Genomic DNA, 23,555 nt, shown 5'->3' on the forward strand with positions numbered 1-23,555 from the left:
TCTACGGAGTCCGGACCCCGGATCCGCTTCTGTCCAGAATGCGGGACGCAGGCCGGACGCGTTACGGGGGCCGCGAGCGCGGCGTTCGCCGACACCGCGCTCGCGGCCGCCGGAGCCCCGGACCGGGCCAAGCCGGGGCCGAGTGGCCGTGGCCGCCACGGGGGCGCGGTCACGGCCGGGGGGAATGGCCTGGCCCCCTTCTGCCCGGCGCGGCAGGCGTCTAACACCCTGCGGCAAAGAAAAGTCTCGGTGAGTTAAAAATAACCTTGCGGCTGTTTGCCCCGCTCGGCGCGGCGTAGGCGGTTCGTAACGCCTTTCGCATTACATGTCCATTATGCCCACTCGCCTACCCTGGGCGGCATGGGACAGTGGCGAGCCCCCGGCGGCATCCTGGTGGAGGCGATCATCCTCGATGATCGTCCACTGCTGCGCGTCTCCCACCGCGTCAACGGCCGGACGTACCTGCGCGGCTACTGCAAGACGGTGTCCGAACTGGACGAACACGGTGTAGACCTCGGCGAACTGGTGGAAGACACCCCGCTTGACCATTTGTAGACCCCGGCCCGCCACTGTCGATCAACCCCCCGGGGTACGGCATGATCCATGGTGGGGCTGCCGGCCTACGCGCCGATGATGGCCCAGCTGGGCACCCTGACCTCCGTCCAGGGCGAGGGCTGGGCCGTGGAGATGAAGTGGGACGGCGTACGCGCCCTCGCCTACGTCGAGGGCGGCTCGGTCCGCCTGATGTCCCGTAACAACAAGGACATCACCCCCGCCTACCCCGAGCTCCAGCTCATGGCCGGCTCCACCGGCCGGCACGCGGCCGTGATCGACGGCGAGATCGTCGCCTTCGACGAGACCGGACGCCCCAGCTTCGCCGCCCTCCAACCCCGCATGCACCAGCGCAACCCCGCCACCGTCGCCGAGCTCACCCGGGCGGTGCCGGTGACGTTCATGGCCTTCGACATCCTGCACCTCGACGCCGACAGCGTGATCGGCCGCCCCTACCGCGAGCGCCGCGAGCTCCTGGAGGACACCCTGCGCCCCGGCTTCCGCTGGGAGGTGCCCGTGTGGTTCGCCGACCACGCCGACCGCGCCTTCGACTCCTCCCGCCAGCTCGGGCTCGAAGGGATCGTCTGCAAGCGACTCGGCTCCCCCTACCGGCCCGGCCGGCGCAGCGGCGAATGGACCAAGGTCAAGAACGTCAGCGCCGCCGAGGTCGTCATCGGCGGCTGGCACCCCGGCGGCGGACGACGGTCCGGCATGATCGGCTCGCTGCTGCTCGGCGCCTACGACCCGCGCGGCCGCCTGCTCTACGTCGGGCACGTCGGCACCGGCTTCACCCAGCAGATGCTGCGCGACCTCCAGGACCTCCTCACGCCCCTGGAACGCCCCGGCCCGCCCTTCAACGAGCCCGTCCCGCGCGAGCACGCCCGCCACGCGCACTGGGTCGAGCCCCGCGTCGTCGGCGAGGTCCAGTACGCCGAGGTCACCGGCGACGGCCGGCTGCGCCACCCCTCCTGGCGCGGCCTGCGCCCCGACCGCGAACCCGGCGAGGCGAGCACCGCCGAGTTCCTCGCCCCGGGGGACGCCGCGGCGGGCTGACCGGGCGCGACACGTCCCGCTTGGGCACGGTAAGTGATGAAGTCATGACTTACAGTGATCGGAATCGCTTCGGACCGCCCAAGGGGACATCGTGTCGAAGACTCTGGTCACCACGCTGGCCGCGCTCGCCGGCGTCTCACTCGCCACCACACTCACCACCGCGCCCGCCACGGCCCTCGTCACCGCGCCCGCCACCGCCGAACCGCCCCCGCTCAAGGCCCCCACCGCCCAGCACCCCGCCCAGCGCCCCGCCCAGCGCCCTGTCCAGCGTCCTGCCCAGCGCCCTGTGCAGGGCCGGGATCGCAGTCCGGGCGCCGCGTCGTCGCCGCTCATGCGCCCGGGACGCGCCGCCCGCTACTGGACGCCCGGCAAACAGGCCAAGGCCAAGGCCGTCGCCCTCCCGCCCAGCACGACCGGCCACGACACGGCCGCCCAGGGCACCGCCGCCCAGAGCGCCGCCCAGCACAGCGCCGCCCAGAACAGTGCGGCCGAGCGGCGCAGCGTGCCCGGCGCCAAACGGCTCACCCCCGGCGGCGACGCCAACGGCTACGCCCCCGTGCGCCGGCCGTACACCGCCGACGGCAACAGCCGCGCCACCGGACGCCTGTTCTTCGTCAACGCCACCGGCCGCGACGACTCCTGCAGCGCCTCCGTCGTCCGCTCGGCCAGCAGGCTGCTGGTCATCACCGCCGCCCACTGCGTCTACAGCAGCCCCGACGGCTCCGCGTCCGGCACCTGGCACACCAACTTCGCCTTCGTCCCCGCCTACGACGGCCGCGCCGCCACCGCCGCGCAGCGCGAGCCGTACGGCAGATGGGGCGGACGGCGCGCCTGGAAGCCCGACGCCTACACCGGACGCACCGGCGGCGACTGGAACTCCGTCTACGACGTCGCGCTCGTCGAGGTCGGCGGCCGGAACCGCACCCTGCAGGACACCGTCGGCGCCTTCACCCCCCTGCGCAACGAGGGCGGCCGCTTCACCATCGCCACCTCCGGCTACCCCGGCGTGCTCGGCCGCCGGCCCTACGACGGCCGCGACCAGCTCTGGTGCCTCGGCCGCACCCAGCAGGCCCGCGGCGAGAACACCACCGGCGACATGCTCGCCGCCCGGCTGGCCGGCGCCGGCGACCCGGCCGGACGGATGGAGACCTACAACTGCCACCTGGCCAAGGGCCACAGCGGCGGGCCATGGGTCGTCCGCGGCAGCGACGACCTGGTCGGCGTGCTGTCGGCGGGCAAGGAGGACGGCGAGCCCGACGGCAACTCCGTCGCCACCGCGCTCAACGCGGAGGGCTACGGCGCGATCGTCCGCCAGGCCGACCCCAAAGGCGTCTACGACTCCCTCTCCCTCGACGCCGCCGGCCCCGGCGCGCCCGTCCGCCGCGGCGGCACCGCCACCGTCACCGCGACCGTCACCATGCGCGGGCTCATGGCCGCCGCCCAGGTGCCCGTCACCCTCACGCTCCCGGCCGGCGCCACCCTGACCTCCGTCGACGGCGCCACCTGCCGCCACGGCGACCACCGGGCCGAATGCGTGATCGACGTCATCCACCCCGGCCGGCCGGTCCGCATCTCCGCCAAGCTCTCTGTCGGCCGCGACGCGGACGCCGCCCTGCCGGTCACCATGCACGTCACCTCCACCCGTCTCGACCCCGCCCAGCGTGACAACTCCGCCGTCCTGCGCCTGCGCACCGCCACCGGCTAGGCAGCGGCCGACGCCGGCTCCCGCAGCGTCCGCGCCAGCAGCCAGGCCAGCACCGGGAAGACGATCAGGCAGGCCAGCGCCGTCCTGAGCGAGGCGGCCTCGGCCACCGCGCCCACCAGCGGGCTGGTCAGGCCGCCCACGCTCACCGCCAGCCCCAGCGTGACGCCGCTCGCCGTGCCCACCCGGTTCGGCAGGAGATCCTGGCCCAGGGTCACGTGCAGGGAGAACGGGACGTACAGGGCGACCGACGACGCCGCGACGAAGACGTAGACCAGCGGGCCCGGCGCCAGCACCACCCCGGCCACCGCGGGCACCGCCGCCGCGTACGCCGCCCGCATCGCCGGCACCCTCCCCCACCGGGCCGCCAGCCGGCCGCCCAGCACCGTGCCCGCCGCCCCGCCCGCGAACAGCACGAACAACGCCACCGCGCCCGCCGCGCCGCCGCCCACGTACAGGGCCACGAACGCACTCAGGCCGACGTACACCACCGACCGGAAGACGATCACCGACGTCAGCCGGGCGAACCCCGGCCAGTCGTCACGCCCCGCCGCCCGCACCGCCGGACGCGTCCCGCCCCGGCCGCCCGCCAGGACCCGCACCGCCGGGAGCGTCAGCACCGCCCCCAGCACCGCCGGCACAGCCAGCAGCGGCGAGGCCCCCAGCCCCCACGCCGACAACAGCGGCGTCACCAGCACCGGCGCCGAGGCGAACCCCAGCGTCCCGCCCAAGGAGAACCAGCTCATCCGCACATGACCGCCCTCGCTGGCGATCCTGGCCAGCCGCGCCGACTCCGGATGGTAGGCCGCCACCCCCAGCCCCGACACCGCCGCCGCCAGCCACGTCACCGCGTACGACCCCGTCACCCCGGCGCACGCCACGCCCGCCCCCGCCACCACCATGGCCGACGGGATCAGCCACGGCATCCGCCACCGGTCCGTCAGCAGCCCGAAGACCGGCTGCACGACAGACGACGACAATGTGGCCGCCAGCACGATCCCCGACACCGCCACGTAGCCGTACCCCCGCCCGGACACCAGGAACGGCACCAACGCGGGCACCGCGCCCTGGTAGAAGTCCACGCACGCGTGCCCCGCCGCCAGCGACCGGATCCTGTTCACGCCACCGATGATGTCCCCGGCCCGACCTGGCCTGCTTCCGATAAAATGCCAATCTATGCCGAATATCCGCCACACCCCCGTGGCGCCCACCGGCCGCCGCCCCCTGGCCCCCGGCACGGGCATCGACGCCCACCGGCACGACACCCACCAGATCGCCTACGCCTGCGCCGGCATGCTCTCCGTCACCACCGACGCCGGCACCTGGGTCGCCCCCGCCAACCGCGCCATCTGGGTGCCCGCCGGCACCGTGCACGAACACCGCGCCCACGGCAGCACCGACCTGCGCCTGGTCGGGCTCACCGGCAACCCGCTCGGCCTCGACCGGCCCGCCGTGCTCGCCGTCGGCCCGCTGCTGCGCGAGCTCGTCATGGCCTACACCGACGACGACGCCCCCGTGGGCGAGGAGCGGGAACGGCTGCTCGCCGTCCTGCTCGACCGGCTCAGACGCGCCCCCGAACAGCCCTTCCACGTGCCCGCCGCGCGCGACCCGCGCCTGGCCGCCGTCTGCGCCGCCCTGCACGACGACCCCGCCGACGGGCGCACCCTGGCCACCCTCGCCGCCCTGGCGGGCACCAGCGAGCGCACGCTCGCCCGGCTGTGCCGCCGCGAGCTCGGCATGAGCTTCCCCCAGTGGCGCACCCAGCTCCGCCTGCACCAGGCGCTGCTGCTGCTGGCCGACGGCCTGCCGGTGACCGTGGTCGCCCATCGCTGCGGCTGGGCCTCGGCCAGCGCGTTCATCGACGTCTTCCGGCGGGCGCTCGGGTACACGCCGGGCCGCGCCTTTACAATGTAGATTCGCTACACTTGTCAGACGTGAGCAAAACGAAAGGCAAGGGCGGCGGCACCCCGGCCACCATGGCGCTGACCAAGGCCAAGGCCGACTTCACGCTCCACCCCTACGACCACGACCCGAGCGCCCAGGCCTACGGCGAGGAGGCCGCCGACGCGCTCGGCGTTCCCTACGACCGCATCTTCAAGACGCTCGTCGCCGAGACCGAGAGCGGCCTCGCGGTGGCGGTCGTGCCGGTGTCGGGCAAGCTCGACCTCAAGGCCCTGGCCTCGGCGCTGGGCGGCAAGCGGGCCGCCATGGCCGAGGCGGCCAAGGTCGAGCGGGTGACCGGCTACGTGGTGGGCGGCATCAGCCCGCTCGGCCAGCGCAAGCAGCTTCCCACCGTGGTCGACTCCTCGGCGCTCGACCACGAGACGATCTACTTCTCGGCCGGTCGGCGCGGGCTCCAGATCGAGACCGCCCCCGACAACCTGATCACCCTCACCCGCGCGGTCACCGCTCCCATCGGCAAGGCGGGCTGAGCCTCCCGCCGGGCGGCTACCGGGAGCGGTGGCGCGGGCGGCGGAACGACGGGTCGGGCGGGCCCTGCCCGAGCAGCCACTCGAACAGCCGCCGGTGATGCCGGAAGAACGCGCGCTCGCCCTGCCGCCGGTTCTTCTTCTTGTCCTCCTCCTGCGCCTCGGCCTCCTTCAGGCCGGGCGTGAACCCGCCGCCGAACCGGCCCATGTCCGGGCCGGGGAAGCCTCTCGGCTCGGTGTGGTCCAGGGCCTGCTGCATCGACTCGACCCAGATCGGGCCGGGCAGCGACGCCCCCTGCACGGCGCCGTAGTACTGGTCGCCGATCTGCACGCCCTGCAGCGGGTAGCGGTAGGAGCCCCGGATGTCGCCGAGGCTCACCGCCGCCGCCAGGTCCGGCGTGTACCCGGCGAACCAGGCCGAGGTGTAGCCGTTGTTGGTGCCGGTCTTGCCGGCGGCCGGGCGGCCGATGCTCTGCCCCTGCATGGTGCCCTTGTCGAACACTCCGGACAGCACGTGGTTGACGGCGTCGGCGACCGGCCGTTCCATGACCTGCTCGCAGGACGGCGGCACGTGCGCGCGCCGGCCGCTCCGGTCGGTGATCTCCACGATCGCCAGCGGCCGGCAGTGCAAGCCGCGCGCCGCGAACGTGGCGAAGGCCCCCGCGACCGTCACCGGGTCCATCTCGTTGACGCCCAGCGTGAACGTCGGCACCTCGCGCAGCGGCCGGCCGTCGGCCCGCACCGCCCCGAGGGCCCTGGCCGTCTTGACCACGTTGCAGAGCCCGACCTTGCGCTCCAGCATCATGTAGAAGATGTTCACCGACTTCCAGGTGCCGGTCTCGATGCTGTGCGGGCCGCCCGAGCCCTCGCCGCTGGCGTTGAGTATGCGCGTGCCGGGGTCGTTGACCGGCCGGCCGGCGCAGTTGCGGTAGCCCTGCGCGGGCACCAGCTCCCCCGGCGTCTGGAAGCCGTCGCCGAACCGCCAGCCCTGCTGCAACGCCGTGGCCAGGGTGAAGACCTTGAACGTCGAGCCCGCCTGGAAGCCCTGGCCGCCGCCGTGCGCCACGTCGGCGGGCAGGTTGAAGGTGGTCCGCGGGCCGTTCTTCTTGTTGCCGCGGTTGCGGCCGAACTCCTTGCTGGCCGCCATCGCCCTGATCCGGCCGGTGCCGGGCTCGACCATGGCCTCCGCGGCGACCTCGGTGTCCTCCGGCGAGACGTGCCGCCGGATCGCGCGCTCGGCCGCGCGCTGCGCGACCGGGTCCAGGCCGGTCCTGATCACCAGGCCGCCCCTCGCCATCCTGGCCCGCCGCTCGGCCGGGGTGTTGCCGAACGCCGGGTTCGACAACATCTCGTTCTGGACGTACAGGCAGTAGTAGGGGTACGCGCTCTGCCCGCAGCCGCCCGGCTCGGGCTTCAGCCGCAGGGCCAGCGGCGTGCTCTTGGCGGCGCTCGCCTGGGCCTGCGTGATCAGCTTGAGCCCGGCCATCCGGTCCAGCACGAGGTCGCGCCGCTCCTTCAGCCGCGCCTGGTGCGAGCGGCCGAGCGAGGGGTCGGTCGAGTACGGCATCCGCACCGCGCCCGCCAGCGTGGCCGCCTGGGTCAGCGTCAGCTTGGAGGCGGTGGTGGAGAAGAAGCGCCGGGCCGCCGCCTCCACGCCGTGGGCGCCGGCGCCGAAGTAGGCGATGTTGAGGTAGCGCTCAAGGATCTCGTCCTTGCGGTACTTGTGTTCCAGGGCCATCGCGTACCGCAGCTCGGTGATCTTGCGGGCCAGGTTGGGGGCGCGCGCCTTGTCCCGTTCCGCATCGGTGCGAGCGCTCTCGACCAGGATGTTCTTGACGAGCTGCTGCGTCAGCGACGAGCCGCCCTGCCGGATGCCGCCCGCCTGCGTGTTGGTGAGCAGTGCCCGCAACGTGCCCCGGACGTCGAGTCCGCCGTGCTCGTAGAAGCGGGCGTCCTCGATGGCCACGATGGCCTTGCGCATCAGCGGCGCCACGGCCCCGAGCGGCACGGCCGTCCTGTTGGCCTCGTAGAACTGGGCGAACTGCCTGCCGTCCTTGTCCAGCAGCCTGGTCACCTGCGCCAGGGGCTCCTCGCGCGGCGCGGGCGGCAGGTCGACGAAGGTGTCGGCGACGTTCTTGGCGGCCAGGCCGCCGCCGCTCACCACGGGAACGGCCAGTGCCGCCGCCAGCACCCCGCCGAGCGCCCCCGCCATGGCGAGGCCACCGATGGATCTGAGTACGGTCACGCAGATGATCTGCAACCAGCAGATCATCGGCAAACGCCCACTTCCCCGGTCTTTACCGTTCTCTTCGGATGTTCAGACCAAGCGAGGCGAACTGCTCGTACGGCCGGTGGTAGCCCCGCTCGATGTGGTGCACGCCGCGCAGCGTGGACGTCCCGTCGGCCACCGCCGCGGCCAGCACGGCCGAGAACCCGGCCCTGATGTCGGGCAGCGTCACGTCGGCGCCCCTGAGCTTGGAGACGCCGCGCACCACGGCCGAGTGCCGGGCGTTGGTGTCGTGGTAACGGCAGGCCGGGCCGCCCAGGCACTGGTCGAACACCTCGATCTCGCAGCCCATCCGCTGCAGCGCGGGCACGTAGACCAGGCGGTTCTCGAAGACCGTCTCGTGCAGCACCGACATGCCCTGGCTCTGCGTGAACAGCACCATGAGCGGCGTCTGCCAGTCGGTCATGAAGCCGGGGTGGGTGTCGGTCTGCACGGCCGCCGAGCGCAGCCCCTCGGGCGGGGCGGTGGCGCACAGGTACTCGTCGTTGATGTCGAACCGGGCGCCCATCCTGGCCAGCGTGGTGATCGCGGTGACCAGGCGGTCCTGGGGGCAGCCGTGCACGCGCACCTCTCCCCCGGTGATCAGCCCGGCCGCCAGGTAGGAGAACGCCTCGATGCGGTCGCCGGTCAGCCAGGTGGAGGCGCCGCGCAGGTGGTCGACGCCCTCGATGACGATCCGGCGGTCGGGCGACAGCTCGATCCGGGCGCCCATGCGCTGCAGGAACAGCGCCAGCTCCACCACCTCGGGCTCCATGGCGGCGTTCTTCAGCACGGTCTTGCCCTCGGCCAGTACCGCCGACATGAGGATCGTCTCCGTCGCCCCCACGCTGGGGTACGGCAGTTCGAGCCGGGCCCCGTTGAGCCGCTTGGCCTTGGCCGAGATGCCGGTGTCGCCCACCTCCACCTCGGCCCCCATCGAGCGCAACGCCTCCACGTGGAAGTTCACCGGCCGCCGCCCGATCGGGTCGCCGCCGACCAGCGGCACGAACGCCTCCCCCGCCAGGTGCAGCAACGGCCCGAGCATGAGGATGGGGATGCGGTTGAGCCCGGTGAACGCGTCGGGCACCCGTGGCCTGATCTCCGCCCCGCGCTCGATGCGGATCTCGGAACCGGCGATCTCGACGTGGATGCCGAGCGCCTCCAGCATCGCCGCGGTGATGCCCACCTCGCCCACGTCGGGGGCGTTGTGGATGCTGCTCTCGCCGTTGCCCAGCATGGCGGCGACCATGTGCTTGGACACACCGTTCTTGGAGCCCCGTACGACGACGTCCCCGCGGAGGGGGCCGGAGGGCTCGATCAGCCAGACCTCTTCTGCAATCACGAAGCGAGCCTAACCGGGAGATACCATCGAGCTGGTTCGGAGGCAGTTGTGAGGGGGAATGGCGTGACGAGGGAAGTACGCGCTTTTGCGGTAACTGTCCTCATACTCGCCACTCTCGGGGTCGCCGCCGGGCTCAGCTGGTCCGCGATCTCGCCGCGGGCTCCCTACCAGGTGACCGAGCACGGCCTGGTGCTGGCCGACCTCACCACGCAGGCGCTGATCGCGGCCGACGGCTGGTTCGCGGTGATCACGGGCGCGCTGGGGCTGCTCTGCGGCGGTCTGGCGTGGTTCGCCGGGCGGCGCTGGATGCTGGCGGTCCTGCTCGGGCTGTGCGCGGGCGGGGTGGCGGGCAGCTTCCTCACCTTGTGGGCCGGGTCCACGTTCACGATCGGCGCGGTGGTGGTGGAGGCCGCGGCCGCGCCCGGGGCGCGGATCGTCCCCGGGGCGCTGAAGCTGACCGCCGAGGGGGTGCTGGTGGCCTGGCCGCTGCTCGCGGTCGGCCTGTTCGGGCTGCTGGAGGGCATGCACGGCTACCGCGAGTCGCCGTTGCGGCACCCGTACGGCATCGAGCCCTAGACCGGCGGGCGGCGCAGGCCGTGGCCGGTGGCCCGCTCGAACGCGCGGGCCACGCGCAACACCCTGGCGTCGGCGAACGGCCGCCCGACGATCTGCACCCCGACCGGCAGCCCCTCCGGCGTGAACCCGGCCGGCACCGAGGCCGCCGGCGCGTGCAGCACGCTGATCCAGTACGCCGAACGCATCCAGGCCAGGTAGTCGGGCAGCGGCTCGCCGTTGATCTCGCTCACGTGCGGCTGCTCCACCGGGAACGGCGGCACCTGGCTGACCGGCGCGAGCAGCACGTCGTAGTCGTCGAAGAAGCCGGCCATGCGCTGGTAGAGGCCGCTGCGCAGCCGTTCGGCGCGGGCCAGGTCGGCACCGGTGACCCTGCGTCCCCGCTCGACGTTCCAGCTCGTGTTGGGGCCGAGGCCGGTCAGGTCGCCGAAGGACAGGGCGTAGTACCAGGCGCGGTAGATCCGGAAGGCGTCCTCGGCGTCGGACAGGTCGAGCGCGACCTGCTCGACGTGCGCCCCCAGCTCCTCGAACACGGCCGGCGCCATCGCGGTCACCGCGGCCGTGCGCGGGTCGACCGGCAGCCCGCCCAGGTCGGGGCTCCACGCCACCCGCAGCCCGCGCACCCCCTGCTCGGGCTCGGGCGCGAACTCCTCCTTGATCGCGAACGGCGACCGGGCGTCGAACCCGGCGACGGCCCTGAGCATCAGCGTGAGGTCGTCGACCGTCCGCGCCATCGGCCCCGGCACCGCCAGCGTGTACCAGGCGGCCGTGTCGGAGGGGGCGGGGACGCGGCCCGGCGTCGGGCGCAGGCCCACAACGTTGCAGAACGAGGCGGGGTTGCGCAGCGAGCCGCCCATGTCGGAGCCGTCGGCCAGCGGGACCATGCCGGTGGCCAGGGCCGCCGCGGCCCCGCCGCTGCTGCCGCCGGCCGACCTGGCCAGGTCGTAGGGGTTCCTGGTGGCGCCGAACACCTCGTTGACGGTGTGCGAGCCGGTGCCGAACTCGGGCGTGTTGGTCTTGCCGATCGTGATCGCCCCGGCGGCGCGCAGGCGGCGCACGATCAGGTCGTCCTTGTCGGGGACGTTCCGCGCGAACAGCGGCGAACCGTACGTGGTGCGGATGCCCGCGGTGTCCACCAGGTCCTTGTGGGCCACCGGGACGCCGTGCAGCGGCCCCTCGGGCTCGGCCGCGTCGGCCGCCCTGGCCGCCTCCAGCGCCCGCTCGGCCACCAGCGTCACGATGGCGTTGACCTGGGGGTTGACCTGCTCGATGCGGTCGAGGTGGGCCTGGAGCAGCTCCACGGCGCTCACCTGCCCGGCCCTGATCAGGCGGGCCATCTCGGTCGCGGTCAGGTAGTGCAGTTCGCTCACCCTGCGATCCTGCCCCACCCGCGCGCCGGGACACGACGGCGACCTTTGCCCACCTCCCCCGCCCGCCTTGGCACCCGCCCACAAGCCGGTCCGGCAAGCCCCGGCGCGGTCAGGCGCCGAGGAGGCTCCGGAGGGTCAGGCGCCCAGGCAGGCGGGGCCGAGGAGTTGCTTGAGGTCGCCCATCAGCGCCGGTGACGGCGACACCCGCAGGCGGTCGTCGACCCGCATGACGGTCGTCTTCGGCCCGTTGTGCACCTGGAGATGCACCTCCGAGGTGCCCGGATGCGTGGTGAGGATCTCCTTCAGCCGCCCGACCACCGGCGGCGTGCACCGGGTCAGCGGCAGGCTCACCAGCAGCGGCCCGCCCGCCTCCTGGGTGAGGTCGGGCGCGGTCACCTCCATGGCGATGACCTTCGCGACGTCCTCCCGCTTGTCGATGCGCCCCTTGACGAAGACGATCGCGTCCTCGGCCAGGATCGTCGAGCACAGCTGGTACGCCGACGGGAAGATCATCACCTCGATCGCGCCTTCGAGGTCCTCGAGCTGGGTGAGCACCCACGTGTCACCCTTCTTGGTGACCTTGCGCTGCACCCCGCTCAGGATGCCGCCCAGCGTCACGACCTGCCCGTCGGCCCGGCTCTCGTCCTGGACGGCGGCGATCGAGCAGTCGGCCCCCGCGGCCAGGATGTGCTCCACGCCGAACAGCGGGTGGTCGGAGACGTAGAGGCCGAGCATCTCCCGCTCGAACTGCAGCAGCGTGTTCTTGTCCCACTCCCCGGGCGGGATCTGCACGTCGAAGGTCTGGTCCTCGCCGCCGTCGATCGCGCCGAACAGGGAGTCCTGGCCGATGGCCTCGTTCTTCTTGATGTCGATGATCGCGTCGACGGCCTGCTCGTGCACCATGACCAGGCCCTTGCGCACGTGGCCGAGCGAGTCGAAGGCCCCGGCCTTGACCAGCGACTCGATCACGCGCTTGTTGCACACGATCGCGGGCACCTTGCGCAGGAAGTCCTTGAAGTCGGCGAAGCGGCCCTTGGACTTGCGCGCCGAGATGATGCCGTCGACGACGTTGCCGCCGACGTTGCGCACCGCCGAAAGGCCGAAGCGGATGTCGGTGCCGCGCGGGGTGAAGTCGAAGTCGGAGTCGTTGACGTCGGGCGGGAACACCTTGATGCCCATACGGCGGCACTCGTTGAGGTAGAGGGCCGACTTGTCCTTGTCGTCCTTGACGCTCGACAGCAGCGCCGCCATGTACGCGGCCGGGTGGTTGGCCTTGAGGTAGGCCGTCCAGTAGGAGACCAGGCCGTAGGCCGCCGAGTGGGCCTTGTTGAAGGCGTAGTCGGAGAAGGGCAGCAGGATGTCCCAGAGCGTCTTGACGGCGTCGGCCGAGTAGCCGTTGTCCTTCATGCCGCTCTCGAAGGACTCGAACTGCTTGTCCAGCTCGGCCTTCTTCTTCTTGCCCATCGCCCGGCGCAGCAGGTCGGCTTTGCCGAGCGAGAACCCGGCGACCTTCTGCGCGATGGCCATGACCTGCTCCTGATAGACGATCAGGCCGTAGGTCGTGTCGAGGATCTCGGCCAGCGACTCCTTGAACTCGGGATGGATCGGGGTGATCTCCTGCTGGCCGTTCTTGCGCAGGGCGTAGTTGGTGTGGGAGTTGGCGCCCATCGGGCCGGGACGGTAGAGGGCGCCGACGGCCGAGATGTCCTCGAAGTTGTCGGGCTTCATCAGCCGCAGCAGCGAGCGCATGCCGCCGCCGTCGAGCTGGAACACGCCCAGTGTGTCGCCCCGGCCCAGCAGCTCGTACGTCTTCCGGTCGTCGAGCGGCAGCTTCAGCAGGTCGATCTGCTCGCCGGTGGTGGACTCGATCATCTTCAGGCAGTCGTCGATGATCGTGAGGTTGCGCAGGCCCAGGAAGTCCATCTTCAGCAGGCCGAGCGTCTCGCAGGTCGGGTAGTCGAACTGCGTGATGATCGCGCCGTCGGAGTCGCGGCGCATGATCGGGATGTGGTCGGTGATCACCTCGCGGGACATGATCACGCCGGCGGCGTGCACGCCCGTCTGCCTGATCAGGCCCTCCAGGCCCTTGCCGAGGTCCATCGTCGCCTTGACGTCGACGTCTTCCTCGTAGAGCCGGCGCAGCTCGCCGGCCTCGTTGTAGCGCGGGTGGTCCTTGTCGAAGATGCCCGACAGCGGGATGTCCTTGCCCATCACGGCCGGCGGGAACGCCTTGGACACCTTGTCGCCCAGCGCGTAGGGATAGCCCAGGACGCGACCGGCGTCCTTGATGGCGGCCTTCGCCTTGATGGTGCCGAACGTGGCGATCATGGCGACCTTGTCGGCGCCCCACTTCTCGGTCACGTAGCGGATCACGTCGCCGCGCCTGCGCTCGTCGAAGTCGATGTCGACGTCGGGCATGGAGACGCGGTCGGGGTTGAGGAAGCGCTCGAAGATCAGGCCGTGCGGGAGCGGGTCGAGGTCGGTGATGCCCATCGCGTACGCCACCAGCGAGCCGGCCGCCGAGCCACGGCCCGGGCCGACCGGGATGCCGTTCTGCTTGGCCCACATGATGAAGTCGGCGACCACGAGGAAGTAGCTCGGGAAGCCCATCTGCTCGATGATGCCGATCTCGTACTCGGCCTGCCGCTTGTGCTCGTCGTCGTAGCCCTCGGGCCAGCGGCGGTCCATGCCCTCCCAGACGGTCTTGCGGAAGAACTCGCTCTCCGTCAGGCCGTCGGGGATGGGGTAGGTGGGCATGAGGTTCTTGAACTCGAAGAACCCGGTCGGATCGACCTTCTCGGCCACCAGGAGCGTGTTGCGGCAGCCCTCGGCCCACAGGTCGGAGGAGTCGACGGCGCGCATCTCGTCGGCGGTCTTGATGTAGTAGCCGGAGCCGTCGAAGCGGAAGCGGTCGGGGTCGGACAGCTGCTTGCCGGTCTGGATGCACAGGAGGGCGTCGTGGGAGGCGGCGTCGGACTCGTAGGTGTAGTGGGAGTCGTTGGTCACCAGCGGCGGGATGGCGAGCTCTTTGCTGATGCGGGTCAGGCCGTCGCGGACCCGGCGCTCGATGTCGAGGCCGTGGTCCATGATCTCCAGGAAGAAGTTGTCCTTGCCGAAGATTTCCTGATATTTCGCGGCGGCCTTGAGCGCCTCGTCGTACTGGCCGAGCCGCAGCCTCGTCTGCACCTCGCCCGACGGGCAGCCGGTGGTGGCCATCAGGCCGTCGGCGTGCTCGGCCAGGATCTCGGCGTCCATGCGGGCCCACTTGCGCACGAAGCCCTCGGTGTAGGCGCGCGAGCTGAGCTTCATCAGGTTGTGCAGGCCGGTCTTGTTGCGCGCCCAGATCGTCATGTGGGTGTAGTAGCCACCCGCCGAGACGTCGTCCTTCTTCTGGTGCGGCTCGCCCCACAGCACGGGCTTCTTGTTGTGCCGCAGCTCCGGCGCGACGTAGGCCTCGATGCCGATGATCGGCTTGATGCCGGCGCCCGTGGCCTGCCTGTAGAAGTCGTACGCGCCGTGCATGTTGCCGTGGTCGGTGATCGCGATGGCGGGCATGCCCAGGTCGCCGACCTGTTTGAACATCTGCTTGAGCCGGGCGGCCCCGTCGAGCATGGAGTATTCGGTGTGCACATGCAGATGGACGAACGAGTCGCTGGACGACATGGAGCGGCGCCTCCCCGGGTCTGGATGCGATGGTGCGCTCCGACTCTAGTGGCCCGGACCGACATCCCGGAGCCGCCTCGCGCGCCCCGCGGGACCGGCGCGCCGGAAGCGTCGCGGCCACCGGCCTCGATATCGTCTCCCTCACGCAAAGTAATGAAGGAGACACCGGGTGCGCACGCAGTCCGACGAGGGGTACAGCCACGCGCTGGGCAACCGCCAGATCCAGATGATCGCGATCGGCGGCGCGATCGGGGTCGGCCTCTTCCTCGGCGCGGGCGGCCGCCTGGCCGCCACCGGGCCCGCGCTCGTGCTCTCCTACGCCACCGCCGGGCTGGCCGCCTTCTTCGTCATGCGCGCGCTCGGCGAGCTGGTGCTCTACCGCCCGGCCTCGGGCTCCTTCGTCGAGTACGCGGGCGAGTTCATCGGCCCGTGGGCGGCCTTCGCCAGCGGCTGGATGTACTGGGTCAACTGGGCCTTCACCGGCATCGCCGAACTGACCGCCATCGCCGCGTACGTCCACTACTGGGCCGGCGGCTTCCCCCAGTGGCTGACCGCGCTGCTCGCGCTGGGGTTCGTGCTGGCGGTCAACCTGCTGTCGGTCCGCCTGTTCGGCGAGCTGGAGTTCTGGTTCGCGATGCTGAAGGTGCTGGCCATCGTGATCTTCCTGGTGGTCGCGCTGGTGCTGGTGGTCTTCGCCGTCGGCGACGCCGGGCCGCGCAACCTGGTCGCGCACGGCGGCTTCTTCCCCACCGGCTTCCCCCTGGTCCTGATGAGCCTGCAGTCGGTGGTGTTCGCCTACGCCTCGATCGAGCTGGTCGGCATCACCGCCGGCGAGACCGCCCGGCCGCACGAGGTCATGCCGCGGGCGATCAACGGCGTGATCTGGCGCATCGCGATCTTCTACGTGGGTTCGGTGCTCCTGCTGGCGATGGTCCTGCCGTGGACGGCCTACAGCGCCGGCACCTCGCCGTTCGTCACGTTCTTCGCCGGGCTCGGGGTGCCCTGGGCGGCCGACGCCATGAACCTCGTGGTGATCACGGCCGCGCTCTCGTCCTGCAACTCGGGCCTGTACGCCACCGGGCGCATCCTGCGGTCGATGGCCACCAAGCGGGAGGCCCCCGCCTTCGCCGCCGCGCTCAGCTCCCGGCACGTGCCGATCGGCGGGATCGTGTTCACCGCGGCCATGTTCCTCGGCGGCGTGGCGCTGTTTTACTACCTGCCCGAGCGCGCCTTCAACATCGCCACGGCGGTCGCCTCGCTGGGGGTGATCACCACGTGGGGGGTGCTCGTCTACTGCCAGACCCGGCTGCGCGCCACCGGGCACCGGTCGGCGTTCCCCATGCCGGGCTCGCCGTACACCAACTGGCTGACGCTCGGGTTCCTGGCGCTGGTGATCCTGCTGATGCCGTTCGCCGACCGCGATCAGCGGGTGGCCTTCTTCCTCATCCCGGCCCTGGTCGCGGGCATCGCGCTCGGCTGGCTGGTGGTACGCCGCCGCCGCCGGACGCGGGAGGCCGCGCAGGAGGCGGGTTAGTCTCGTCCGGGCAGGAGTCGCCGCTCGGGGGAGGCCGCACTGGACAAGCTGGACGACACACTCGATCCCGCGCTCGGCCGGGCGGCGACCGCCGTCCCCGCCACCGAGCCACCGGACACCACCGGGCCCGAGCCCGCCACCGTGCCCGCCACCGTGTCCGCCGCCGAGCCCGCCACCGGGCCGTCCGGCGTGCCCGCCGTCGAGCCGTTGACGCCGGTCGAGGTCGGGGCGGAGCGGCGGGGGCGGGGGCGGCAGGTGTGGCGGGTCGCGGCGGCGGCAGCGGCGGTGGGTGCCGCGCTCGCGCTGATCGGCGTGCCGTTGGGGGTCTACCCGAAGCTCGCCTGCGCCGTGCTCTCCCCCGGCTGCGGGCCGCTTCAGGAGCCGCGCGGCGACCTGCCGCGGCTGACCCGGCTGACGCCCGTCCAGGCCGCGCTCAGTGGCACGTACGTCGCGCTCGGCGACTCCTACTCCTCCGGCGAAGGCGTCTACGAGCAGGACGCCGGCCCGGTCAACGACGGCGCCGACCGCTGCCACCGCGCCCGCGGCTCCTACGTCCCGCTGGTGGCGAAGGCTCACCCGTTCACCGGCGGCAGCGCCTTCTACGCCTGCAGCGGCGCCACCACCCGCCAGCTCCTGTCCGGCCAGTACGGCCAGCAGCCCCAGATCACCCGGGTCGGCCCGTCGGCCAGCCTGGTGACCCTGAGCATCGGCGGCAACGACGCCGGGTTCACCGACGTCCTGACCGGGTGCATCGTCAAGCTCCCCTGGTCGTCGGCCTGCGTCGACCAGGACGCCACGGTCGCCCGGCGCATCGCCGAGCTGCGGCCCAGCCTGACCAGGGTGCTCGGCGAGCTGCGCGCCCGCGCGCCGGGAGCCCGGATCATCGTCCTCGGCTATCCCAGGCCGTTCCCCGCCTCGCCCGTCCGCACGGTCGACAACCTGAGCGTGGCCGACCAGCGGTGGCTCAACACCGTCACGCGCAAGCTCAACGACACGATGGGCGCCGTCACGGCCGAGCACGACCGCGGCCTGGCCGGCCTCGGCGCCCCCGGCAGCGTCGAGTACGTCGACGCCTACGAGGCGTTCACGGGCCACGAGGCCGGCACGCCGCAGCCGTACCTCAACAGCTTGGCCGTGGACATGGACCCGCTGACCGTCAACGCCCGCAGCTTCCACCCCACCGGCGACGGCTACCGCCGCTTCGCCGAGCTGATCAACCAGCAGATCGCCACCGGCCCCGGCCGCCCGTTGCACAACTACCGCCTCACCACCCCCTGAGCCGCGAGCCTCCCGCCCCCGGCTCAGGGATGGGCTCAGCGGCGGGCGCGTTCCTCGGCCAGGTGGAGGCCCGCCTCGATGACGGCGTTCATCACCGCCGCCAGCCGCTCCTCCCCCAGCTGGGGCGCCCGCGTCGCCATCCGCGCCACCAGCGCCCGCTCCCGCGCCAGATCGCGCCCCGCGAACCCGCCCACCGGCTTGAGCCGCTGAACGACGCCCGCCAGGGCGGCGCGCCGCTCCAGGAGGGTGGCCAGCGCCGCGTCGACCCGGTCGATCGCCTCCCGGCACTCGGCCAGCGTCGCCGGCGACTCGGGCCGCAACAACGCGCCGACCAGCGTCACGGCCTCCTCGGCCGCCCGCACGTCCGCAGCCTCGTCCGTCGGTCCGGACGCGCCCGAGCCACCGGAGCCACCGGGGCCGCCCGAGCCGCCGGGACCGGCGACCACGAGGCCGTCGGCGCCCGCCGCCACGGCCGCCGCCGCCAGCCCCGGGTCGCGCGAGACGTCGGCCAGCACCGGACGCCCCGACGCGGCCCGCGCCGCCCGCAGCACCCCGAGGTCGAGCCGGCCCCCCTCGCACAGGACCACCTGGTCGTTCCCCTCGGCCGCGCAGTAGCCGGCCAGGCCCACCCATTCCGCCACCGACGCCGACGGCCGCCGCTCGACCACCACCGGCAGCCCGAGCCCGGCCGCGGCCCGCACCAGCGGGATGTCGCGCGTCCACGTGGCCCCCACCACCACGGCGTCGGCCAGCGCCGCGATCGCCGGCAGGTCGGCCGCCGAGTACGGCTCCACCAGCGTGGCCCGCTCCCCCAGCGCCTCACGCGCGTCGACCTGCCCCCGATGCGGGCGCAGGCTCACCCGCCCGCCGATCACCACGGCCGGGCCGTGACCCACGCGCAGCCCGCCGATCGTCACCATGTGCCGCTCCAAGGTCGATGTCATCTCGACTCCCCACTCGGGCCGGCCCAGCGAAGCCGGCAGGAAAACCAAAAAGGCAGAGACGGGGCGTCTCTGCCTTGTGCCGACTCCAGGTGGTCGCTAGCTGACGACCGGCCCTCCCGGAGCCGGCTCGGTAAAGGTGTAGCGACAAGTCATGTCTGAAACCTTACACCCGCCTCCACCTGCTGGACGTTCCTTCTCATATGGCGGACTGACCTTCCGGCGAGTCGCCGATGATCCCTCGCTATGGGAGTATTTCTTGGCCGAGAGGGAGGGTTTGAGGCCGTTGATGTCGGATCGCAAGCAGGACGGACGCCGCATCGCCGGCCGGTACGAGCTGCTGGAGCCCATCGGCAAGGGCGGCATGGGCATCGTCTGGCGCGCCCACGACGAGCTCCTCGACCGCACCGTCGCCATCAAGGAAGTCCGCTACGCCGCTGCCCTGGGCGACGAGGTGCAGCTGCTCAACCGGCGCACGATGCGCGAGGCGCGGGCCGCGGCCAGGTTCGAGCACCCCAACGTCATCGTCGTCCACGACGTGATCGAGGAGGACGGCCGGCCCTGGATCGTCATGCAGCTGGTCCAGTCGCGCTCCCTGGGGGCGGTGATCAAGCAGGAGGGGCCGCTGCCGCCCGAGCGGGTGGCCGAGATCGGCGTCGCCGTGCTCGACGCGCTGCACCGGGCGCACGAGGCCGGGGTGCTCCACCGCGACGTCAAGCCCGAGAACGTGCTGCTGGCCGACGACGGCAGGGTCGTGCTGACCGACTTCGGCATCGCCACGCTGGAGACCGAGACGCAGCTCACCGTGACGGGCCTGGCGGGCACCCCCGCGTTCATCGCGCCCGAGCGGCTCAAGGGGCTGCCCGCGCGCCGTGAGTCCGACCTGTGGTCGCTGGGCGCGACGCTCTACACGGCCGTCGAGGGCCGCTCGCCGCACGAGCGCGGCATGGCGCTGGCCACGATGCACGCCGTCCTGACCGACGAGCCCGACCCCGCGCCGCACGCCGGGCCGCTGGCCGGGGTGATCAGCGGGCTGCTGGTCAAGGAGCCGGTGCAGCGCCTGACGTACGAGGAGGCCGCGCGGATGCTGCGCGAGGCCGCCACCGCGTCGAGCCCGGCGGAGACCAGGCGCTTCCCCAGCCGGAAGCTGCGCGCCGCCGTCCCCGCCCCGGACCCCGTCGAGGACGAGGACGACACCCCGACCGACCCCGACCTGCCCGTCCCCCCGCCCCGGACCACGCCCAGGCCCGCGCCCAGGCCCGCGCCCACGCCGAGGAGCAGGGCCGCCGGCACGCCGCCGCCCGTCGGGACCGGCGCGCGAATCCCGCCCTCGACCAGGGACTCCGCGCTCCCCGACGCGCCCACCGGCGAGCCCACGGTGAGCAGCCGCCAGCAGGGCCGCAAGTTCGGGCCGATCGCGCTGGCCGCCGCGGCGGTCGTGCTGGTCGCCGGGGTCGGCGGCTATCTCGGCCTGAGGTCGGCCCCTGAGGACCACTCGTCCAGGCCGCCGCAGGCCAGGCAGTCGGCCAAGGCCCACACCTCGTCCTCCGCGCCCACCGCGTCCACGTCGGGCACCGAGTCGAAGCCGCCGGCCACGAGCACGCCCTCGTCCTCGCCGTCCTCCTCGCCCTCGGCCACGCCGGACAAGACCGAGGACGCCGACCCGCTGCCCAGCGGCTGGAAGATGTACAAGGACAAGGAGCTCGGCTTCTCCATCGGGCTGCCCAAGGGCTGGGACGTCTGGGACCGCGGCGGCCGGCAGGTCAAGTTCAAGGGCCCCGGCGCGGCCTCCAACGCCTACCTGATGATCGAGGAGGCGGCCAAGCCCGGCAAGGACCCGTACAAGGACTGGAAGAAGCAGGAGCCGTCGCTCAAGCACAACTTCGGCGGCTACAAGAAGATCGGCATCAAGAAGGTCGACTACATGAAGGCCGCCGCCGACTGGGACTTCACCTGGAACACCAACACGGGCAAGACCCGGGTGCGCGACCGCGGCTTCATCACCGAGAACGGGAAGGCGTACGCCATCTACTGGCACACCCTCAACAGCCACTGGAAGAAGGACTACCACTTCTTCGAGGGCTTCAGCGCGACCTTCAAACCCGCCAAGTAGGCTTCCCTGCGTGGAAAGGCAGGTCAGCAACCGGTATCGCCTCATCGAGCCCCTCGGGGAGGGCGGCATGGGGGTGGTCTGGCGTGCCTACGACGAGCTGCTCGACCGTACGGTGGCGATCAAGGAGGTCCGCTACACGGGCGTGGGCGACGCCAAGCGGGCCGACCTCAACCGCAGGACCATCAGGGAGGCCAGGGCGGCCGGCCGCCTCGACCACCCGTCGGTGATCGTCATCCACGACGTCGTCGAGGAGGACGGCCGGCCGTGGATCGTCATGCAGCTCGTCCGGTCCCGTTCGCTGGCCGAGGTGATCGGCGAGCGCGGGCCGCTGCCGGCGGCGCTGGTGGCGATGGTCGGCGGCCGGGTGCTCGACGCACTGCGGGCCGCCCACGCCACCGGGGTGCTCCATCGTGACGTGAAGCCCGAGAACGTGCTGCTGGCCGACGACGGCAGGGTCGTGCTGACCGACTTCGGCATCGCCGCGCTGGAGGCCGAGTCGGGGCTGACGGCGACCGGCGGGCTGGTGGGCACCCCGGCGTACATGCCGCCGGAGCGGCTCAATGGCGAGGCCGCCCGTCCGGAGTCCGACCTGTGGTCGCTCGGTGCCACCCTGTACGCGGCGGTGGAGGGGCGGCCGCCGTTCAAACGCGACTCGTGGGCGGCCACCGTGGCGGCCGTGCTGCGCGACGAGCCCGAGCCGCCCGTGCGGGCGGGGGCGTTGCAGCCGGTCATCATGGGGCTGCTGCGACGCGACCCGGCGGCCAGGATGCCGGCCGGCGAGGCCGCGCGCCTGCTCCACCAGGTGGCCACCGGGCAGCCGCTGCTGGCCGACCAGACCCCCATGTGGTCGGCCCCCTTCCCGGCCCCGGGGCCCGCCGCCCCAGGTCCGTCCCCCCAAGGCCCCTACCCCCAGAACCCGGCCCCGCACGCCACGCCCAGCGGCCCACACCCCACCCCGAGCGGCCCCCACCCCACGCCCAGCAGCCCGCACCACAGCCCGAGCGGCCCCCACCCCACGCCCAGCAGCCCGCACCACAGCCCGAGCGGCCCCCATGCCACCCCCAGCGGCCCTTACCCCGCGCCGCAGGGATCGCCGCCCGTCACCGGCGACGCGCGGCCGCCGCACCGGACGGTCCCGGGAGACCCGCGGCGGCGCGGCCGGACGATGTGGATCGCGGTGCCCGCCACGGTGGCCGTCCTGGCGCTCCTGGGCGGCGGCGGCGTGCTGCTCTACGACCAGCTGTCAGGGTCCGCCACGCCCACCCCCACGGCCGGTGCCCAGCCGCCCGCCACCGGCGACCCCACCCCTGACCCCTCGACGCCGCCGTCGAAGTCCCCGACGCCCGAGCCGAGCCCCCAGCCGACCGAGAAACCCACCGGCGACCCCACCGGCGAGCCGACCCCCACGACCCCGGCGGTGCCCGCCGGCTGGCGCCCCCTCACCAGCGCCGCCGGCCACTTCTCCATGGCCGTCCCCAAGACCTGGACGGCCGCCAAGAACCCGACCAGGGACAGCATCCGCCTGTCCGGCCCCGGCACCCCCGGCGCGATGATCGTGGAGTGGACCGTCCCCGACATCCCGTGGAAGGACCCGCAACAGCACTGGCTCGGCCTGGAGAAGGAGATCAAGGCCAAGGGCGAGTTCGACCACTACACCCGGATCGGCATCACCCCCACCGAATACCTCGGCCTGCGCGCCTCCGACTGGGAGTTCACCCAGATGCGCAAGGGGCAGCTCATCCACGTGATCAACCGCGGCTTCCACACCGCGGCCGGCCGCCCGTACGCCCTGTACTGGGAGACCCTCGACTCCCGCTGGGCCGCCGACCGGCACTGGTTCGACACCTTCGTCAAGACCTTCCGCCCGGAATGACGCCGGAGCACGACGGCGCGCGGGAACGGGCCCGCTTCTGGCGGCATCCGGCGGTTCCCGGGACCGACCTGCTCAAGGCCCGCTACGTCACCCACCGCTTCTCCCGGCACGTCCACGACGGGTACGCCATCGGGCTGATCGTGGCGGGCGTGGAGGAGTTCGACTACCGCGGCACCCTGCACCGGGCGGGCGCGGGCGAGCTGGTGCTGGTCAACCCGGACTCGGTGCACACCGGTCAGGCGGGCACGCCGGGCGGGTGGGCGTACCGGATGCTGTATCCGTCGGTGGAGGCGCTGGCCGGGATCGCGGCCGAGCTCGACGCGCCCCTGGCCACCCCGTACTTCCCCCACCAGGTGGTGCGCGACCCGGAGGTGGCGACCCTGCTCGGGCGGGCGCACCAGGCGGCCGAGCGCGGCGACGCGCTGGCCGCATCCACGCTGTCGCGCACGCTGTTCGCCAAGCTGCTGAGCAGGCACGCCGCGCCCCGGCCGGACGCCAGCCCGCCGGGCGCGGGCCGGCAGGCGGTGCACGAGGCGATGGCCCTGCTGCACGAGAGCCTGCTCGACCCGCCGACGCTGGAGGCGCTGGCGGCGGCGGTGGGGGTGCGGCCGTTCCCGCTGCTGCGCGCGTTCAAGGCCGTGACGGGCCTGCCGCCGCACGCCTACCTCACCTCGCTGCGCGTGCGGCAGGCCCGCCGGCTGCTCCTTGAGGGGGTACGCCCGGCGCAGGTCGCGGCGGACGTCGGCTTCACCGACCAGGCCCACCTGAACCGGCACTTCAAGCGCGTCGTGGGCGTTCCGCCCGCCGCCTACCAAAGAGCCGCAGGAACGTACAAGACCGAATATTTGCCCAGTTCATAAGCTGTT

Annotated in this window: 17 protein-coding genes; 11 read left to right on the plus strand and 6 right to left on the minus strand. The window is 72.6% G+C overall.

Features of this window, described 5'->3' with window-relative positions:
• Nucleotides 1-360 precede the first annotated feature (360 nt).
• The 3 genes from AB0C33_RS30415 to AB0C33_RS30425 all read left to right on the plus strand — a co-directional run bounded on the left by AB0C33_RS30415 (nt 361) and on the right by AB0C33_RS30425 (nt 3,310).
• On the plus strand, nt 361-555 hold the full coding sequence (locus AB0C33_RS30415; protein WP_352358385.1) for a hypothetical protein: 195 nt from the start codon (nt 361-363) through the stop codon (nt 553-555).
• A gap of 48 nt (nt 556-603) precedes the next feature.
• Nucleotides 604-1,605 carry a non-homologous end-joining DNA ligase gene (ligD, locus tag AB0C33_RS30420; protein ID WP_358293898.1) on the plus strand — a complete coding sequence of 334 codons (1,002 nt, stop codon included), beginning with the start codon at nt 604-606 and terminating at the stop codon, nt 1,603-1,605.
• 91 nt (nt 1,606-1,696) lie between these two features.
• A complete protein-coding gene (locus tag AB0C33_RS30425; RefSeq protein WP_358293900.1) occupies nt 1,697-3,310 on the plus strand; it encodes a trypsin-like peptidase domain-containing protein in 1,614 nt (537 codons plus the stop codon).
• Here AB0C33_RS30425 and AB0C33_RS30430 read toward each other — a convergent pair.
• Nucleotides 3,307-4,428, minus strand: coding sequence for an MFS transporter (locus AB0C33_RS30430; protein WP_358293902.1), 1,122 nt, complete (start codon nt 4,426-4,428; stop codon nt 3,307-3,309). The two genes, AB0C33_RS30425 and AB0C33_RS30430, sit on opposite strands and share 4 nt — an antisense overlap.
• A 55-nt stretch (nt 4,429-4,483) precedes the next feature.
• On the opposite strand from AB0C33_RS30430, the gene AB0C33_RS30435 reads away from it, so the two are divergent.
• Together AB0C33_RS30435 and ybaK are read left to right on the plus strand one after the other, a co-directional pair.
• Entirely contained in the window at nt 4,484-5,221 is a 738-nt protein-coding gene (locus AB0C33_RS30435) for a helix-turn-helix transcriptional regulator (protein ID WP_357968106.1), read from the plus strand.
• A gap of 62 nt (nt 5,222-5,283) precedes the next feature.
• Complete coding sequence (gene ybaK, locus AB0C33_RS30440; RefSeq protein WP_358294295.1) at nt 5,284-5,739, plus strand: Cys-tRNA(Pro) deacylase; 456 nt, start codon at nt 5,284-5,286, stop codon at nt 5,737-5,739.
• 16 nt (nt 5,740-5,755) lie between these two features.
• Here ybaK and AB0C33_RS30445 read toward each other — a convergent pair whose 3' ends face one another.
• Both AB0C33_RS30445 and murA read right to left on the minus strand, forming a co-directional pair.
• A complete protein-coding gene (locus AB0C33_RS30445) occupies nt 5,756-7,981 on the minus strand; it encodes a transglycosylase domain-containing protein (RefSeq protein WP_358293903.1) in 2,226 nt (741 codons plus the stop codon).
• Between the two features lie 52 nt (nt 7,982-8,033).
• Nucleotides 8,034-9,344, minus strand: a complete 1,311-nt coding sequence (murA, locus tag AB0C33_RS30450) for a UDP-N-acetylglucosamine 1-carboxyvinyltransferase (RefSeq protein WP_358293905.1) — start codon at nt 9,342-9,344, stop codon at nt 8,034-8,036.
• Nucleotides 9,345-9,407: 63 nt separating this feature from the next.
• On the opposite strand from murA, the gene AB0C33_RS30455 reads away from it, so the two are divergent.
• On the plus strand, nt 9,408-9,920 hold the full coding sequence (locus AB0C33_RS30455; protein ID WP_358293907.1) for a hypothetical protein: 513 nt from the start codon (nt 9,408-9,410) through the stop codon (nt 9,918-9,920).
• On the opposite strand, the gene AB0C33_RS30460 is transcribed toward AB0C33_RS30455, so the two are convergent.
• Nucleotides 9,917-11,287 carry an amidase gene (locus AB0C33_RS30460; protein ID WP_358293909.1) on the minus strand — a complete coding sequence of 457 codons (1,371 nt, stop codon included), beginning with the start codon at nt 11,285-11,287 and terminating at the stop codon, nt 9,917-9,919. The genes AB0C33_RS30455 and AB0C33_RS30460 overlap by 4 nt on opposite strands.
• 135 nt (nt 11,288-11,422) lie before the next feature.
• Nucleotides 11,423-14,950, minus strand: a complete 3,528-nt coding sequence (gene dnaE / locus AB0C33_RS30465) for a DNA polymerase III subunit alpha (protein ID WP_358293911.1) — start codon at nt 14,948-14,950, stop codon at nt 11,423-11,425.
• A 169-nt stretch (nt 14,951-15,119) separates the two neighbouring features.
• Between dnaE and AB0C33_RS30470 the strand changes: the two genes are divergently transcribed.
• Both AB0C33_RS30470 and AB0C33_RS30475 read left to right on the plus strand, forming a co-directional pair.
• Nucleotides 15,120-16,484: an amino acid permease gene (locus tag AB0C33_RS30470; RefSeq protein ID WP_358293913.1), complete on the plus strand. Its 1,365-nt coding sequence runs from the start codon at nt 15,120-15,122 to the stop codon at nt 16,482-16,484.
• A 141-nt stretch (nt 16,485-16,625) separates the two neighbouring features.
• Complete coding sequence (locus AB0C33_RS30475) at nt 16,626-17,762, plus strand: SGNH/GDSL hydrolase family protein (RefSeq protein ID WP_358293914.1); 1,137 nt, start codon at nt 16,626-16,628, stop codon at nt 17,760-17,762.
• Nucleotides 17,763-17,797: 35 nt separating this feature from the next.
• Here the strand turns inward: AB0C33_RS30475 and AB0C33_RS30480 are convergent, their stop codons facing one another.
• Nucleotides 17,798-18,706 carry a chorismate mutase gene (locus tag AB0C33_RS30480; RefSeq protein ID WP_358293916.1) on the minus strand — a complete coding sequence of 303 codons (909 nt, stop codon included), beginning with the start codon at nt 18,704-18,706 and terminating at the stop codon, nt 17,798-17,800.
• 286 nt (nt 18,707-18,992) lie between these two features.
• Here AB0C33_RS30480 and AB0C33_RS30485 point away from each other — a divergent pair, with 286 nt between their 5' ends.
• Genes AB0C33_RS30485 through AB0C33_RS30495 form a run of 3 tightly spaced genes read left to right on the plus strand, consistent with a single transcriptional unit; the run spans nt 18,993 to nt 23,549 of the window.
• On the plus strand, nt 18,993-20,816 hold the full coding sequence (locus AB0C33_RS30485; RefSeq protein ID WP_358293917.1) for a serine/threonine-protein kinase: 1,824 nt from the start codon (nt 18,993-18,995) through the stop codon (nt 20,814-20,816).
• 10 nt (nt 20,817-20,826) lie between these two features.
• Nucleotides 20,827-22,689, plus strand: a complete 1,863-nt coding sequence (locus tag AB0C33_RS30490) for a protein kinase (protein WP_358293919.1) — start codon at nt 20,827-20,829, stop codon at nt 22,687-22,689.
• Entirely contained in the window at nt 22,686-23,549 is an 864-nt protein-coding gene (locus tag AB0C33_RS30495; RefSeq protein ID WP_358293920.1) for an AraC family transcriptional regulator, read from the plus strand. The genes AB0C33_RS30490 and AB0C33_RS30495 overlap by 4 nt, the downstream gene beginning before the upstream one ends.
• The last annotated feature ends 6 nt before the right edge of the window (nt 23,550-23,555 follow it).

This window comes from Nonomuraea sp. NPDC048881 (genome assembly GCF_040649795.1).
GTDB lineage: Bacteria > Actinomycetota > Actinomycetes > Streptosporangiales > Streptosporangiaceae > Nonomuraea.

What these genes read in the sequence shown, in the direction of transcription:
- AB0C33_RS30415 (WP_352358385.1), top strand. Translation starts at nt 361, where the DNA reads ATGGGACAGTGGCGAGCCCCCGGCGGCATCCTGGTGGAGGCGATCATC.
- ligD (WP_358293898.1), top strand. Translation starts at nt 604, where the DNA reads ATGGTGGGGCTGCCGGCCTACGCGCCGATGATGGCCCAGCTGGGCACC.
- AB0C33_RS30435 (WP_357968106.1), top strand. Translation starts at nt 4,484, where the DNA reads ATGCCGAATATCCGCCACACCCCCGTGGCGCCCACCGGCCGCCGCCCC.
- ybaK (WP_358294295.1), top strand. Translation starts at nt 5,284, where the DNA reads ATGGCGCTGACCAAGGCCAAGGCCGACTTCACGCTCCACCCCTACGAC.
- dnaE (WP_358293911.1), bottom strand. Translation starts at nt 14,950, where the DNA reads ATGTCGTCCAGCGACTCGTTCGTCCATCTGCATGTGCACACCGAATAC.
- AB0C33_RS30480 (WP_358293916.1), bottom strand. Translation starts at nt 18,706, where the DNA reads ATGACATCGACCTTGGAGCGGCACATGGTGACGATCGGCGGGCTGCGC.
- AB0C33_RS30485 (WP_358293917.1), top strand. Translation starts at nt 18,993, where the DNA reads ATGTCGGATCGCAAGCAGGACGGACGCCGCATCGCCGGCCGGTACGAG.
- AB0C33_RS30495 (WP_358293920.1), top strand. Translation starts at nt 22,686, where the DNA reads ATGACGCCGGAGCACGACGGCGCGCGGGAACGGGCCCGCTTCTGGCGG.